Source organism: Mesorhizobium sp. CA16 (assembly GCF_020165175.1).
GTDB lineage: Bacteria > Pseudomonadota > Alphaproteobacteria > Rhizobiales > Rhizobiaceae > Mesorhizobium.
Window position 1 is genome coordinate 1 of the sequence record NZ_JAIUHP010000020.1, and the last position, 13,285, is coordinate 13,285.

At 63.0% G+C, this 13,285-nt stretch carries 16 protein-coding genes and 1 pseudogene; 12 read left to right on the top strand and 5 right to left on the bottom strand.

The genetic code is table 11. The features are described from left to right. Both LB525_RS24020 and LB525_RS24025 read right to left on the bottom strand, forming a co-directional pair. A partial coding sequence (locus LB525_RS24020) for a VCBS domain-containing protein (protein ID WP_224547978.1) occupies window positions 1-1,267 on the bottom strand: 1,267 nt, incomplete at its 3' end. A gap of 628 nt (window positions 1,268-1,895) precedes the next feature. Then, window positions 1,896-3,389 (bottom strand): ATP-binding protein, encoded by a 1,494-nt coding sequence (locus LB525_RS24025; RefSeq protein ID WP_224547988.1) that lies wholly within the window; start codon window positions 3,387-3,389, stop codon window positions 1,896-1,898. A 216-nt stretch (window positions 3,390-3,605) separates the two neighbouring features. Here LB525_RS24025 and LB525_RS24030 point away from each other — a divergent pair, with 216 nt between their 5' ends. Further along, complete coding sequence (locus LB525_RS24030) at window positions 3,606-3,860, top strand: hypothetical protein (protein ID WP_140846296.1); 255 nt, start codon at window positions 3,606-3,608, stop codon at window positions 3,858-3,860. 313 nt (window positions 3,861-4,173) lie between these two features. Here LB525_RS24030 and LB525_RS24035 read toward each other — a convergent pair whose 3' ends face one another. Continuing rightward, on the bottom strand, window positions 4,174-4,659 hold the full coding sequence (locus LB525_RS24035; RefSeq protein WP_224547990.1) for a hypothetical protein: 486 nt from the start codon (window positions 4,657-4,659) through the stop codon (window positions 4,174-4,176). A gap of 187 nt (window positions 4,660-4,846) precedes the next feature. Between LB525_RS24035 and LB525_RS24040 the strand changes: the two genes are divergently transcribed. Together LB525_RS24040 and LB525_RS24045 are read left to right on the top strand one after the other, a co-directional pair. After that, window positions 4,847-5,212: a RidA family protein gene (locus LB525_RS24040; protein ID WP_224547992.1), complete on the top strand. Its 366-nt coding sequence runs from the start codon at window positions 4,847-4,849 to the stop codon at window positions 5,210-5,212. A 119-nt stretch (window positions 5,213-5,331) separates the two neighbouring features. Then, a complete protein-coding gene (locus tag LB525_RS24045) occupies window positions 5,332-6,570 on the top strand; it encodes an amidohydrolase/deacetylase family metallohydrolase (protein ID WP_224547994.1) in 1,239 nt (412 codons plus the stop codon). A gap of 205 nt (window positions 6,571-6,775) precedes the next feature. Here LB525_RS24045 and LB525_RS24050 read toward each other — a convergent pair whose 3' ends face one another. After that, window positions 6,776-8,566 (bottom strand): NAD(P)/FAD-dependent oxidoreductase, encoded by a 1,791-nt coding sequence (locus LB525_RS24050; protein ID WP_224547996.1) that lies wholly within the window; start codon window positions 8,564-8,566, stop codon window positions 6,776-6,778. 40 nt (window positions 8,567-8,606) lie between these two features. On the opposite strand from LB525_RS24050, the pseudogene LB525_RS24055 reads away from it, so the two are divergent. Beyond that, a pseudogene (locus LB525_RS24055) lies at window positions 8,607-8,882 on the top strand (winged helix-turn-helix domain-containing protein); the annotation flags it as partial. A gap of 251 nt (window positions 8,883-9,133) precedes the next feature. On the opposite strand, the gene LB525_RS24060 reads toward LB525_RS24055, so the two are convergent. Further along, window positions 9,134-9,730 carry an invasion associated locus B family protein gene (locus LB525_RS24060; RefSeq protein WP_224548008.1) on the bottom strand — a complete coding sequence of 199 codons (597 nt, stop codon included), beginning with the start codon at window positions 9,728-9,730 and terminating at the stop codon, window positions 9,134-9,136. 172 nt (window positions 9,731-9,902) lie between these two features. Between LB525_RS24060 and LB525_RS24065 the strand changes: the two genes are divergently transcribed. From LB525_RS24065 to LB525_RS24100, 8 genes are all read left to right on the top strand, one after another. Beyond that, on the top strand, window positions 9,903-10,079 hold the full coding sequence (locus LB525_RS24065; protein WP_224548010.1) for a hypothetical protein: 177 nt from the start codon (window positions 9,903-9,905) through the stop codon (window positions 10,077-10,079). A gap of 144 nt (window positions 10,080-10,223) precedes the next feature. Further along, window positions 10,224-10,484: a hypothetical protein gene (locus tag LB525_RS24070; RefSeq protein ID WP_224548021.1), complete on the top strand. Its 261-nt coding sequence runs from the start codon at window positions 10,224-10,226 to the stop codon at window positions 10,482-10,484. A 249-nt stretch (window positions 10,485-10,733) separates the two neighbouring features. Beyond that, entirely contained in the window at window positions 10,734-11,201 is a 468-nt protein-coding gene (locus LB525_RS24075; RefSeq protein WP_224532205.1) for an NUDIX hydrolase, read from the top strand. 145 nt (window positions 11,202-11,346) lie between these two features. Beyond that, window positions 11,347-11,670 carry an ArsR/SmtB family transcription factor gene (locus LB525_RS24080; protein WP_095769286.1) on the top strand — a complete coding sequence of 108 codons (324 nt, stop codon included), beginning with the start codon at window positions 11,347-11,349 and terminating at the stop codon, window positions 11,668-11,670. Further along, window positions 11,667-12,071, top strand: a complete 405-nt coding sequence (locus LB525_RS24085; protein ID WP_095769285.1) for an SRPBCC domain-containing protein — start codon at window positions 11,667-11,669, stop codon at window positions 12,069-12,071. Before LB525_RS24080 ends, LB525_RS24085 begins: the two co-directional genes overlap by 4 nt. Window positions 12,072-12,149: 78 nt before the next feature. Further along, a complete protein-coding gene (locus LB525_RS24090; protein ID WP_095769284.1) occupies window positions 12,150-12,542 on the top strand; it encodes a VOC family protein in 393 nt (130 codons plus the stop codon). Between the two features lie 39 nt (window positions 12,543-12,581). Continuing rightward, complete coding sequence (locus tag LB525_RS24095) at window positions 12,582-12,815, top strand: hypothetical protein (protein ID WP_224548023.1); 234 nt, start codon at window positions 12,582-12,584, stop codon at window positions 12,813-12,815. Continuing rightward, window positions 12,815-13,258: a DUF1801 domain-containing protein gene (locus tag LB525_RS24100; RefSeq protein ID WP_224548025.1), complete on the top strand. Its 444-nt coding sequence runs from the start codon at window positions 12,815-12,817 to the stop codon at window positions 13,256-13,258. Before LB525_RS24095 ends, LB525_RS24100 begins: the two co-directional genes overlap by 1 nt. Window positions 13,259-13,285: the final 27 nt, after the last annotated feature.

The following is a 13,285-nucleotide window of genomic DNA, read 5'->3' on the forward strand; positions in this document are numbered from 1 at the left end:
CGGCCTCGCTCACCGCCCGGTCGTCGGTGACCGAAGCGTCGACCACGATCGAGGCGGCGTCGTTGGCGCCGTTGATGTTGACGACGATGTCGTGGTGAGCGGTGCCGTCGGCCGACCACACCGTCAGCGTGTCGGTCGCCGGCTCGCCGCCGTTGAGCGCCTGGGTGGCGGCGCGGCTGTCGTCGAGCGCATAGGTCCAGGCGCCCGAGTTCGCGTCGAAGCTGAAGGTGCCGTAGGTGCCGTTGAGGCTCGCCGGCGTCTGGAAGTGCGCCTGGCCGGCGTCGACATCGCTCACCAGAAGCTTGCCCGAGGCGGAGGGATCGCCCGCCGTGCCGTTGTTCACCCCGCCGGCCTCGCTCACCGCCCGGTCGTCGGTGACCGAAGCGTCGACCACGATCGAGGCGGCGTCGTTGGTGCCGGTGATGGTAATCGTAACGTCATGCGTGGTCGTGCCGCCGTGGCCGTCGTCTGCCTTGATCGTATAGGTCAGGGTGAGATGCTCGCCCGCCGCGAGATAGTCGAAAGCTTGCGGCGTGGAATTGAACGACCAGTTGATCGCGCCCGATGTGTGACTGTTGTCGATGACGGGATTGCCGCCCAGCGACAGCATGTTCACGACGTCGGCTGCGTGGAGGGAACCGGCAGCTCCGCCCAAGGTCACTCCCGTCACCGAGGCGTTTACCGTATCATGGATATCGACATCGCTGACGGTCAGCGTACCGTTTGTCGACAAAGGGGAGTTTGTTTCGTTAAGCGTGACAGCATCGTGATCGCCGGCGGTGACGGTGATCACCGGGGCATCGTTGGTACCTGTGATCACCACCGACAGCGTACCCACGCTGAGCGTGCCGTTCGACATCTTGATCGTGTATTGGATCGTGTCCGTGAACTGCTCGCCAGCGCCGAGCGCGTTGATCAGGGGGGCTAGAGTGGTTGCGTCATAATGAATCTTGTTGTCGGTGCCGATCCAGAATTTCGCCCCGCTCGTGCTGCTGGTTTCGATGACGTTCGCACCGTCCTGGATCAGCAGGTCCTTGTTGTAATCAGCGAACGCCTTGTTGGTGACGACAATCCCGGCCCCTCCGTCATCGTTCTTGATGCCGTCGTCCACCGAATAGATCGTCGTCTTGGTTCCGCCGCCGCTCGCCGCGAGAACGTCGAATGTGAACAGGAGGCTGCCATCCTCGCTGCCGGATTGCGTCAGATTGGCTGCCGCGCCCGAATTCGAAAACGTGACGGTCGAGCCTGAAACTGTTGTGGTCGCCATTGCCAATTACCCCCTGTGATCCCTTTGCGAACAACCAAAGTGTTCGCCCCGACGGTTACTGCTGATCCTGGTGCGGACGACGCAAGCGAATGCTTCCGCCCGCGGCGGTTGGTCAGGACCAAGCCACTCTGATTGAACGTAAAGACTTCTCTCGCCGAGAGACAAAACCCCACCCCAGAGCGCTTGCACGCTCGCACCCAACGTTCCTAGCTGGCGTGCCCCCCCTTCGGTCGCCGCAATCGCGGGACAAGCAAACCTATATTCAGGTATATTAGCTTTTTACGATTTGGAAACCATAACGGAATATATATCCCCGCGTAATGTTAACGATTCATTAAACATTTAACAAATCTGCCACCCCATCGATTGATGCCTGTGTCTCCCAAAGTGGGCTGCGATTTGGAGGGAATGATATGCACAAAACAAAGACTTAAAGTGCACGGCCCGAGTCCGTTTCGGCGCAGCGTCATTTGATGGCGCAGCGTTGACTTCGCCATCGCTCGGTCGCTGGCATTTCTGTTGGAAATTTTATCGGAACATGTAGTGCTGCGTGCAACCGACAAAGCAGGCTCGCCGTCAACCAATGGCGCAAAGGCTGCCAGAGCGCGGTCGCCAGCGTCTTCCGATGTCAGCCAGCCAGGCTGTCCTGCTCCACGGCGTTCGGGTCGCCCGGCGCCGTCGCCCAGGCGAGTTCGACCAGCGTCACCGTGCGCCGGCCGGCTCCGTCGACCTGGCAGACGATGAGGCCCTGCTCCTCGATGTAGTCGAGCAGCCGGCGCGCGCGGCGCAGCGAATGCGAACCGTAAGCCCGCGCGATCGCCGCGTCGCTCGGGCAAGGCCAGCCTTCCTTGGCGGCGCGCGCGATCATCATGAACACGCCCTGCATGTCTTCGGGCAGCAGCGAGGCGCGCACGGAAACGTCGCGCCAAGCGTCGTCCTCGGCCATGTCGGAGCCGACGCCGGCGCGGGCGCGCGTCAGCATGCGGCGGAACTCCGACAGGTCGGGCACCACGGAGGCGAGCCCTTCGATGCGGCAGCGGACCACGAACTCCTGGTAGAGCACGCCGATGACGCGGAACCCGGCATCCGGCTCGGCCAAGATGGCGCGCAGGATACGGTCCATCCGCTCGCGCCGCTCTGCCAGGTCTTCGGCGCTTGGCTGCGGTTCCATCGGCTCGGGGCGGATGTCCAGCGGCGCGGCCTTGGCCGCCATCAATTGGTCGAGCAGGTCGGGCGAAGGCCGGCGCTGCGGCCTGACCGTCTCCGGCGGCGGCGCGGCAAGAATGATCGCGCGCGCATCTTCGAGCGCGGCTCCCGGCATCGGCATCAGCCGCGGCGTGCCGTTGCGCGGGCTGGTTTCGGTCTGGCCGATGCGCACGCCGAGCGGACGGCGCGACAAGGCAGGACCGAGCGCCATGAAATGCCCGCGCTCCAGGTCGCGGAAAGCTTCGGCCTGGCGCCGTTCCATGCCGAGCAGGTCGGCGGCGCGCGCCATGTCGATGTCGAGGAAGGTCCGGCCCATCAGGAAGTTGGAGGCTTCCGCCGCGACGTTCTTGGCGAGCTTCGCCAGCCGCTGCGTGGCGATGATGCCGGCAAGCCCGCGCTTGCGGCCGCGGCACATCAGATTGGTCATGGCGCCCAGCGAGAGCTTGCGTGCCTCGTCCGAAACCTCGCCGGCGGCGGCGGGCGCGAAGAGCTGCGCCTCGTCGACGACCACGAGCATCGGATACCAGTGGTCGCGCGCGACCTCAAACAGTCCGCCGAGGAAGGCCGCGGCCCGCCGCATCTGGTTCTCGGCATCGAGCCCTTCGAGGTTGAGCACCGTCGAGACGCGGTGGATGCGCGCCCGCTCGCCAGCCGCCTGCAGGCCGCGCTCGGTATGTTCCTCCGCGTCGATCACCAGATGGCCAAAGCGTTCGCCAAGCGACACGAAGTCGCCTTCCGGGTCGATGATGGTCTGCTGCACCCAGGGCGCGCTCTGCTCCAGAAGACGGCGCAGCAGATGCGACTTTCCCGAGCCCGAATTGCCCTGCACCAGCAGGCGGGTCGCCAGCAACTCCTCAAGGTCGAGGGCCGCCGACGCGCCTGCGCTCGTCTGCCCCATCTCGATTGCAACGGTCATATTTCGACTCGGATCGTCTCCCTGCGCGCGACGGGCTTATCAACCCGAGCGCGGTGCGTCGAGCTTACGCTGCCGCTAGCCAGCAGGTGTCCACATCTAGGCTTGAATCAAGGGCAGGCTGTCGCCAGCCCCACTGGTCGGACCACCATTTTGCTGGCACATTCCAACCGTTGGCGTATCATCTTTTGCGGGAGGGTTCATGGCAGGAGGAGGCCGATGAACGTCGCTGCGGAAGTGCCCGTCATAGATCGGACGGTGCAAGACCTTGTTTCATCTGCTCTTTCGAAATTTCGCGCCGGCGATACCGTCTCGACCCGGGCGATGCTCGACGCCATACGCCGATCCGACCCGGCTTGCCAGGACAGTGACGACCATCTCATCGAACTGATCGTCATGGCCGCCGTTGGTAAGACCATGGGCGTCGTGTTCGACCACCGCTCGCCCGATGAGCGGTTGCCGCTTCTGTCCTAGCGAGCTCGTCGGCTGAAGCCTCCCTAACGTCGTCATCCACGGGCGGAGCAAGGAGCGAAGCGACGCGCGCAGACCCGAGGATCCATTCCGCGACTTCGAAGTGTCGCAGCGGTGCAGAACTTCACTCGGGATTGCGCCGTTGCGATGATATTCTGGAACCATCCCGCTCTTCGACAGTCGTCACGGAATGGATTCCAGGGTCTGCGCGCGTCGCTTCGCTCCTTGCTTCGCCCTAGAATGACGACCAACTGGCGCTTCGGTTAAACTCCACAATGGGCGATTTTGCCAACGCAGGCTGTCCGACAGGCCCCGCCTAGCTGCCCAGCGGATGCGGCATATAGCCGATAAAGCCGGCAATCTTCCAGCGTCCGCCCACCTTGCGGCAGAAGTAGAGCGTCTGCCATTTGAGCCGGTCGACGCCGCCGTCGGCCTTGGCGACCGAGCCGTCGAACTTCTTGTGCAGCACCGCGCGGTCGCCGTCGACGTCGATGTCGCGCATGTTGGTGACGCGAAACAGCGCTTCGCGCAGCGGCTCGGCGAATTTCGTCGCCGCGGTTTCCTCGGCCTGCCGCAGCCATTCGTCGCGATAGACCTCCAGCCGGGGGAACTGCAGCCGCCAGGCATCTGCGTTGGCAAGGAAATGCGCATGCATGCCGAAGAAGCTTTCCGCGATGAAATCGTCCTCGACCATCGACCAGTCCTGACCGAGGAAGGCGTCGATGTCGCGCCGCACCAGCATTTCCCACAGCGCGTGGCGGTCGGCATCGCCTTCCGGAAACGGATTCTTGTCGAAGGTCATGCCGATCTCCCTCATATGCGCGGCCGATTTCAAGCGGCGTCGAGCGCAAGATGCTCAGGCTTCTGTAATAAAGCAACATGGATTTCGAAAGAATGTTGCTTTCCGACATTGGCTCTAGGAGGATCGTGCCGACAGGCGTAGACGGCTATGTAACCGGGTTCCCGTCGTCGATTGAAGGAGGCTCCCCTTGTCCAAGCAGTGCTTTGGGAAATCCCACGTTCCGCTCTCGCCCGCCGTCCGCGCTGGCGATTTCGTCTATATTTCCGGTCAAGTGCCGGTGGGCAGCGACGGGCTCGTGATCAAGGGCGGCATCGCCGAGCAGGCCGAGCAGGTGCTTCAGAACGTCAAAGCGGCCCTGGCGCTCGCCGGCTGCAACATGGACGATGTGGTGAAGACCACCGTCTGGCTGGAGGACGCGCGCGATTTCGGCACGTTCAACACCGTCTATGCAAAACATTTCCCGAAGGATCCGCCAGCGCGGACCACGGTCGAATCGCGCCTGATGATCGACATCAAGATCGAAGTCGAAGCCGTCGCCTATCGGCCGGTCTGATCGCCCGGTCGGATCGCTTGAAGCAATTCCAGGAAAAGTGCTTAGCGGTTAGTTCGGCGACTTCGCCGTAGCCTTTCGTCCGGAATTGCGTGAAACGAACAAACAAAGCGAGGGCACCGATGCAGTTCGATCTCCTGATCAAGGGCGGGCGCCTCATCGATCCCGTATCGGGCCTGGACGCGCCACGCGATGTTGCCATTGCCGATGGCCGCGTCGCCGCGATCGACGCCGCCATCAATGCCGAGGCGGCGAGTGAAGTCGTCGACGCCAGGGATTGCATCGTCACGCCCGGCCTGATCGACCTGCACAGCCACGTCTATTGGGGCGGCACCTCGCTCGGCGTCGACGCCGACCGGCTCGCCGCCAAGAGCGGCACCACCACTTTCATCGATGCCGGCAGCGCCGGCGCCGGCAATTTCCTCGGCTTCCGCCGCCACGTCATCGAGCGCTCGAAGGTCCGCATCCTCGCTTACGTCAACATTTCCTTCGCCGGCATTTTCGGCTTCGCCAAGACAGTGTCGGTCGGCGAATGCGGCGATCTCAGGCTTTGCGAGCCGCGCGAGACGGTGGCGGCGGTGCGCGAGCACGCCGATGTCGTCGTCGGCGTCAAGGTCCGTTCCGGCAAGCATGCCGGCGGCTCGAGCGGCATCGCGCCTGTCGACCTCGCGCTCGAAGCCGCCGACAAGGCCGGCCTGCCGCTGATGGCGCATATCGACGAGCCGCCGCCCGGCCGCTCGGAAGTGCTGCCCAGGCTGCGCCGCGGCGACATTCTCACCCATTGCTTCCGGCCTTTCCCCAACGCGCCGGTCTTCGCCTCCGGAGCGGTGCGGCCGGACATGCGGCTGGCGCGCGAGCGCGGCGTCATCTTCGACATCGGCCACGGCATGGGTTCCTTCGACTTCGAGGTGGCGAGGGCGATGCTTGCCGAGGGCCTTGCGCCGGACGTCATCTCCAGCGACGTGCATCTCTACTGCGTCGACGGTCCGGCCTTCGACATATTGGTCTGCATGTCGAAGCTCATGGCGCTCGGCATGTCGCTGGTCGAGGTGCTGCGCGCGGCGACGCAGCGGCCGGCGGAGGCGATCGCAAGGCCGGAACTCGGCACGCTGAAGGTCGGCGGCACCGGCGACGTCGCCGTGCTGAAGCTGCAGCCCGGCCGCTTCACCTTCGTCGATCCTGTTGGAGCGTCACTGGTCGCGGATCAGCGACTGGTCTCCAACGGCATCGTCATCGGCGGCAAATGGTGGCCGAACGAAGCGCCCGACCACAATGAGACGGAGCGCTTCGAGGCCCATGCGCATCACACGCATGTCGATGTGGCGGCGAGGCATTTTGGGCCCTCATCGTCGTCATTCTAGGGCGGAGCGACGCGAAGCGGAGCGCAGACCCTAGAATCCATGCCGTGACTGTCACCCGAAGAATGCAGCGGTGCAGAATGGGGCTTGAGACGCCCGGCGAAGAATCCCGTCCTGGTCCGCTTGCGCACGTCACGAATGTCACGGCATGGATTCTAGGGTCTGCGCCGCGTCGCTTCGCTCCTTGCTCCGCCCTAGAATGACGAAGCTAGGATCGCGAATTACTCGGCTCCCCATACACCGGCGTCGCTATCCCCTCCATGCGCGCCTTGAGCTGCAGCGCCACATATTTCGAGTAGAATCTCGACAGCGCCAGATTGCCGCCGTGGAACCATAGCGCTTCCTGCGCCGTCGGCTTCCACATATTGCGCAATTCGCCCTGCCAGGGACCGGGATCGCCCTTCACGCCGGAGCCGAGGCCCCAGCACGGACCTACCTTGTCGGCGACCTCGCGCGAGACTATCCCCGCAACTGTCTCGTTCATCGACTGGTAGCCGGTGCAGCAGACGATTGCGTCGACGGCGAGCTCGCTGCCGTCCTTAAACAGGATGCCGTCCGGCGTCAGCGACTTGATGCCGACGCCGCTTTTCACCTTGATCTCGCCGTTCAGGATCAGCTCGCAGGCGCCGACATCGATGTAGTAGCCGGAGCCTGTCCGATAGGCCTTCATCAACAGCCCTGTCTCGTCCTCGCCGAAGTCGATGGCGAAGCCGCTGTCGCTGAGGCGCTGGTAGAAATCCGCGTCGCGCGCCCGGATCACGTCATAAAGCGCCCGCTGGCCCTTCGGCACCAGGGCGAAGGGCGTGGAGGCCACGATCATGTCGGCCTTGTCGGTGGTGATGCCGCGCGCCAGCGCCTTTTCCGAGAAGATCTCGAAGCCGATATCCATCAGCGTGTCGGACTTCACCACCGTCGTCGGCGAGCGCTGCACCATGGTGACCTTGGCGCCCGCTTCCCACAGATCGACGCTGACATCGTGGCCTGAGCTTGCAGCACCTATCACCGCAACGCGCTTGCCGCGGAATTTCTCGCCGGTGGAATATTGGCTGGAATGCAAAAGCTCGCCCTTGAAGCTCTCGGCGCCCGGCAGCTCGATCTGCCGCGGCGGCCCGTAGGCGCCGGTAGCGAAGACGATATGCTTCGGCTTCAGCGTGATGCGCTGGCCGACGCGGTCGACCACCACGGTCCAGACTTTTTGGGCCTCGTCATAGGCGGCGCTGATGCATTTGGTGGCGACCCAATAATTCAGCTCCATGACGCGGGTATACATCTCCAGCCAGTCGCCCATCTTGTCCTTGGGCGTGAAGACCGGCCAGTTTTCCGGGAACGGAATGTAGGGCAGATGATCGTACCAGACGGGATCGTGCAGCACGAGCGAGCGGTAGCGGTTGCGCCAGGAATCGCCGGCGCGCGCGTTCTTCTCGATGATCAGCGTAGGGACGCCGAGCTGGCGCAGCCGGGCGCCGAGCATGATGCCGCCCTGCCCGCCGCCGATCACCAGGCAATAAGGCTGCTCATGCACGCCGAGATCGCGCGCCTCGCGTGCCCGTGCTTCCGCCCAGGTCTCGCGGTTCGGGTCGGCCTTGTGACGGATGCCGAGTGGCCGCGCCGGCCCTTTCCGTTCCTCGAACCCCTTGAGCTCGCTCATCGCCGTGAACAGCGTGCGGCAGCGGCCGTCCTTGAGCCGCAGGATCCCCTCGCCGCGCGCCACCGCCGTCTCGAATGTGAACCAGGCTTCGACGGTGCCGTCGTCGACGCTGGGCTCTCCGGACAGCCGCCAGTGCGAGGGCTGCGCCAAGTGGAGCGTGGCCGTGAGCATTTCGCGGATCGCCGCCTGCCCCTCCATGGTCTTGATATTCCAGGTGAAGGTCAAGAGATCGCGCCAGTAGCAATCCTGCGCGAAGAGGTTCGTCGCCGCCTCGATATCGCCGGCCTCGAGCGCCCGGCCGAATGAGCCGAGCCAGGTTGCCGCCTGTTGCGATAGTGCGATGTCGAGCATTTTTCTTCGTTCCCTTTTTGTTCGAATTCTTTTATCCTTTTCGGTCGACCTTGTGAAGCGCATCGTCACGGTCGAGGACAAGGAAGTGAAACTGTCGCCCAAGGAATACGACATCCTGCGCATGCTCGTGCAATATGCCGGCAAGGTGCTGACGCATCAGTTCCTGATGAAGCAGATCTGGAACAACTCGACCGACGTCCAGTATCTCAGGGTCTATGTGCGTCAGCTGCGGCAGAAGATCGAGAAGACGCCGGACCAGTCGCGCTACATCGTCACCGAGACGGGAGTGGGATACCGTTTGCGCGAGGTTGAGTAGCTGAGGCAAGCCGTGCTGGTTGGCCGAAACCTTCCAACTTCGTCATCCCTGGGCGGAGCAGCCGCGAAGCGGCGTCGCGGAGACCCTGGGATCCATTCCGTTACCTGGATTGTAGAGCGCAGCGGCGCAGAATTCTGCACCGTGAGCAGCGCTCCTATGTCACGGAATGGATCCTCGGGTCTGCGCGCGTCGCTTCGCTCCTTGCTCCGCCCGTGGATGACGAAGCGTTCAGCCGGCCGGTCTTCGACAACCTAGTCCGCCGACAGGTCCGCCGTCCGCGCCAGCGCGCTGCCGAAGCCGTTGAGCGAGATGGTGAAGGAAATCGGCTGCGCAGTGTCGGCCGCCGTGGCGTTGACCTTCAGCGTGGTGCCGTTCTGCAGCAACGGCGTGATATTGCCGTCGAACGTCACCGGTACCAGGCAACCTACCGCCTGGCAGGTGTTGAACTGCAACGTGCCGTCCAGCTTCTTGTCGTCGATTTCGAACGAGATCCCGTTGGCCAAGGCAAGCCCGAAGGGCAGCGCCAGCGTGCCGGCGGCGTCCTGACCGGTCTTGGTCGTCAATTCGATCGCCAGCAGCCGCTGGCCGCTCTGCTTGTTGAACTGCTGATGCGACAGGCTGCAGACCTTGTTGGTGCCGGTGACCTGGCAGTTGACCGTCCAGTCGCCATGCGTCTCCGACAGCGCCGAGGCGCCGCCTGGCAGCTGGGGCTTGGCCGCCGCGTCGGCGGGCTGGGCCGCTGGAGCCACCTTGTCGGCCTTGTTCTGCGCGGCAAGTCCCGCTGCCGGCACACCGGCAATGCAGGCGGCTGCCAGCATCGCCGCGAAATACGCGTATTTCGTCCTCATGAGATCCCTTCTTAGCCGCCGCCCGCGTCAGCTAAAAGCTGACCTTCAGACACGCGCTGACCGCATTCTGCTTGACCGTTTGCCCAAAGGCGTCGTCGTACCTGACAGCAACCCGACGCCGTTGACGCCATCGAGCTCCAGCCCGGCGCCGACCCGATACAGGGGCGAATCGATGGCTTCCGTCAAGTGCAATGCCGGATTGCCGGGCAGATTCTCGGCGGCGGCGAAATGCCTCTCGATCCACTGCTTGGTGGAGAACTCGACGCCGGCCTTTCCGCAGATGCGGGAACTGGCGATGGCGCTGACCGGGATGTCGGCCCCGATCTCCAGCGCCGGCGTCCCGGCATAGCCAATCGCCCGGCGTCGGTGAGCCGCATCACGTTTTGCGGTTACCCATGGCGTTATTGGCTGCCCGCATTATATGAAATGCATGGTTTTTTGTATGGGAGCCGCGCGGATGCTTCGTCACAGTCTGGCTGTTCTTGCAGGCGCAGTGCTGGCGGCCTCGGTTTATCTGATTGCGCCGTCTTATGCGCAGATCGTCATCCCGACGAACCGCAATGCATTGGTGCAGCAGAATGAGCTGCAGCAGTTGCAGAACCGCTTGCAGCGGCAGCAATACCAGCAGCAGCAGCAAATCTATCGCGAGCTCGACCGGCCGGCCCCGCCCAGGAGCCAGCCCGATGTGCCGGTATTTGACAAGACATGCCGGATGGAAGCGGTCGGCAACACGATTTCCAGGGTTTGCCGCTGACATTTTGTTTTTTTCAGTTTATTAGCCGACTTACTTGCCGGCAAAATGCCGGATTGCAAGGGCGGTGGTTCTAGAGCAATTCCAGGAAAAGTGTGACACGGTTTTCCGTCAGGAATTGCGTCAAAACTAAAGAGATGGAGCGGGTCGCCGTTTCCGTGAAACGGTGAAACGCTCTAGAGTTTGCAGGAGGACAGGTTTTTGCCCGCGCGGATAGCGTATGGCAGGGATGCTGCTCTGACGGAATTTGGAATGGCAACAACCAAGAAGAAAGCAGTCCGCAGAGCCAGGAAAGGCCAACGCATCCGCCAGGTGGCGGCCATTCCATATCGGGTGCGAGAAGACGGCAATCTCGAAGTGTTGCTGGTCACCTCACGCACCACGCGGCGCTTCATTGTGCCAAAAGGCTGGCCGATGAAGGGCAAGAGCGGGCGCAAGGCGGCAACGATCGAAGCCCGCGAGGAAGCCGGCGTGCTCGGCAGGACGCTGAAGCAGCCTGCCGGCACCTATTCCTATTGGAAACGCATGCCCAACGGCTTCATTCGCGTCGACGTTGTGGTCTATCTGCTCGAGGTCGCCGAGGAGCTTGCCGATTGGCAGGAAGCCGCGAACCGGCAGCGCGCATGGCTTCCGGCGGTCGACGCCGCCCTGCTCATCGACGAACCGGACCTTTCCACGCTGCTGAGGGATTTGACCGTTCCGTCAGCAAACGCGGCATAAGCAACCATCTTTTCAGTGCCGTCCGGCCGTACCGGCGTGCCGGCCCACGGCCGCGGCTTCAGGTGCGCGTCCTCATTCGCTGCTTGACTCATGCATATCCCAATGGTTATACGTCAATCAATAGCCAACGGGTTATCGGTTAAAAATGACGACCGCGCATGACATGCTATTCAGGACGCTCGCTGATCCGACGCGACGCGCCATCTTCGAGCGTCTGTGCCGCCAGGGCGAGCAGACGGTCGGGGCCCTGACCGCCCAGGCCGGGGTGTCGCAGCCGGCGGTGTCGAAGCATCTGGGCATCCTCAAGGAAGCGGGACTGGTGCGCGACCGCCATGAGGGTCGCCAGACCCATTACAGTGCCCAGCTCAAGGCGCTCGCGCCGTTGATGGACTGGACGCGCCACATGGCGGGGTTTTGGGAAAGCCGCTTCGACGATCTGGAAGACCTGCTCAAAAGGATGGATCAATGAATGAGGCCGCAACGCGCTCCGTCATCGTCGAGCGCGAGATACCTTTTCCGCCAGAAAAGATCTGGCGCGCTCTCACCCAACCGCATCTCATCGAGGAGTGGCTGATGAAGAACAGCTTCAAGCCGGTCGTGGACCATCGCTTCAACATGAGCGCCGAATGGGGCGGCGTCGACTGCCAGGTGCGGACGGTCGAGCCCAACCGAACCCTGTCCTACAGCTGGGACACCAAGGATCTCGAGAGCGTGGTCACCTGGACGCTCACCCCGACGGGCAAGGGCACGCATTTGCGCATGGAGCAGGTCGGCTTCCGCACCGACCAGGAGCCGTATTACCGCGGCGCCACAGTGGGCTGGAAACGCAACTTCACGGCCCTGGAGCAGCTGCTTTCGCGGATCGATTGACGTCCGCCGAAGCCTCAAAAGACAGACACGGTCCCGGCGGGGCGGCAAACCGCAGGCGTAAGCAATGGAGACACCAAAATGAAGATCAAGCTGACCAGCATCTATGTCGACGACCAGGAAAAGGCCCTTGGCTTCTATACCGAAATTCTGGGCTTCACCAAGAAGGCCGACTTCACCAATGGGCCGTTTCGCTGGCTGACTGTCGTCTCGCCTGACGATCCGGACGGCACCGAACTGCAGCTGGCCCTCAACGACAATCCGGCGGCAAAGACTTATCAGCAGGCCATCTTCAAGCAAGGCCAGCCGGCGCTGATGCTGTTCACCGACGACATCAAGAGCGACCATGAGCGCATCAAGGCCAATGGCGGCAGTTTTGCCATGGCGCCGACCGCGGTGACCGGCGCGACCATCGCGCAGCTCAACGACACCTGTGGCAACCTCATTCAGCTTTCGCAACTGGCGCACTGGTAGAGAGCTCGATCCGTATCGTCATTCGCAAGGGAGGTTATATTGAACTGGAGCAAGTGGATCAGGCAGCTTCACCGCTGGCTTTCGATCATCTTCACCGTCACCGTCATTGCCAATTTCGCTGCCATGGCCATGGGCCCGCCGCCCGCCTGGATCGTCTATTCGCCGTTGATTCCGCTTTTCCTGCTGCTGTTCAGCGGCCTCTATATGTTCGTGCTGCCCTATGCCGCCAGATGGCCCGGGGAGCCGGCGGGCGAGCGCACGGGATCGGCCTGATGGCAAAGACGAAATCGAAGGCTGCCGGATCCGCGGACGCCAAACTTGTCCTGCTTTCGGGCGGCAACCCGCAGATCGCCAAGGGCCATGGCGATGCTCCGGTGCAGGCCTATATCGCGGCGATGCCGGGCTGGAAGAGCGAGGTCGGGCGCCGGCTCGACCAGCTCATCATGCAGGCCGTCCCTGGTGTGCAAAAGGCTGTCAAATGGAACTCTCCCTTCTACGGCATGGAAGGCGAAGGCTGGTTCCTCGGCATCCATTGCTTCGCCAAATACATCAAGGTGGCGTTCTTCCGCAGCCTGTCGCTGAAGCCCGTGCCGCCTGTCGAATCCAAGAGCAAGGACACACGCTATTTCCACATCCACGAGAACGAGCCGATCGACGAGGAGCAGTTCGTCTCCTGGGTGAAGCAGGCAAGCCGGCTGCCCGGCGAACGGATGTAAGCGCACGAAAAATCAAGCGCCATCTCC

Excerpts from the sequence above, each read along its gene's own strand:
- LB525_RS24025 (WP_224547988.1), bottom strand. The coding sequence starts at position 3,389 with ATGACCGTTGCAATCGAGATGGGGCAGACGAGCGCAGGCGCGTCGGCG.
- LB525_RS24030 (WP_140846296.1), top strand. The coding sequence starts at position 3,606 with ATGAACGTCGCTGCGGAAGTGCCCGTCATAGATCGGACGGTGCAAGAC.
- LB525_RS24035 (WP_224547990.1), bottom strand. The coding sequence starts at position 4,659 with ATGACCTTCGACAAGAATCCGTTTCCGGAAGGCGATGCCGACCGCCAC.
- LB525_RS24045 (WP_224547994.1), top strand. The coding sequence starts at position 5,332 with ATGCAGTTCGATCTCCTGATCAAGGGCGGGCGCCTCATCGATCCCGTA.
- LB525_RS24050 (WP_224547996.1), bottom strand. The coding sequence starts at position 8,566 with ATGCTCGACATCGCACTATCGCAACAGGCGGCAACCTGGCTCGGCTCA.
- LB525_RS24060 (WP_224548008.1), bottom strand. The coding sequence starts at position 9,730 with ATGAGGACGAAATACGCGTATTTCGCGGCGATGCTGGCAGCCGCCTGC.
- LB525_RS24065 (WP_224548010.1), top strand. The coding sequence starts at position 9,903 with ATGGCTTCCGTCAAGTGCAATGCCGGATTGCCGGGCAGATTCTCGGCG.
- LB525_RS24075 (WP_224532205.1), top strand. The coding sequence starts at position 10,734 with ATGGCAACAACCAAGAAGAAAGCAGTCCGCAGAGCCAGGAAAGGCCAA.
- LB525_RS24080 (WP_095769286.1), top strand. The coding sequence starts at position 11,347 with ATGACGACCGCGCATGACATGCTATTCAGGACGCTCGCTGATCCGACG.
- LB525_RS24085 (WP_095769285.1), top strand. The coding sequence starts at position 11,667 with ATGAATGAGGCCGCAACGCGCTCCGTCATCGTCGAGCGCGAGATACCT.
- LB525_RS24090 (WP_095769284.1), top strand. The coding sequence starts at position 12,150 with ATGAAGATCAAGCTGACCAGCATCTATGTCGACGACCAGGAAAAGGCC.
- LB525_RS24100 (WP_224548025.1), top strand. The coding sequence starts at position 12,815 with ATGGCAAAGACGAAATCGAAGGCTGCCGGATCCGCGGACGCCAAACTT.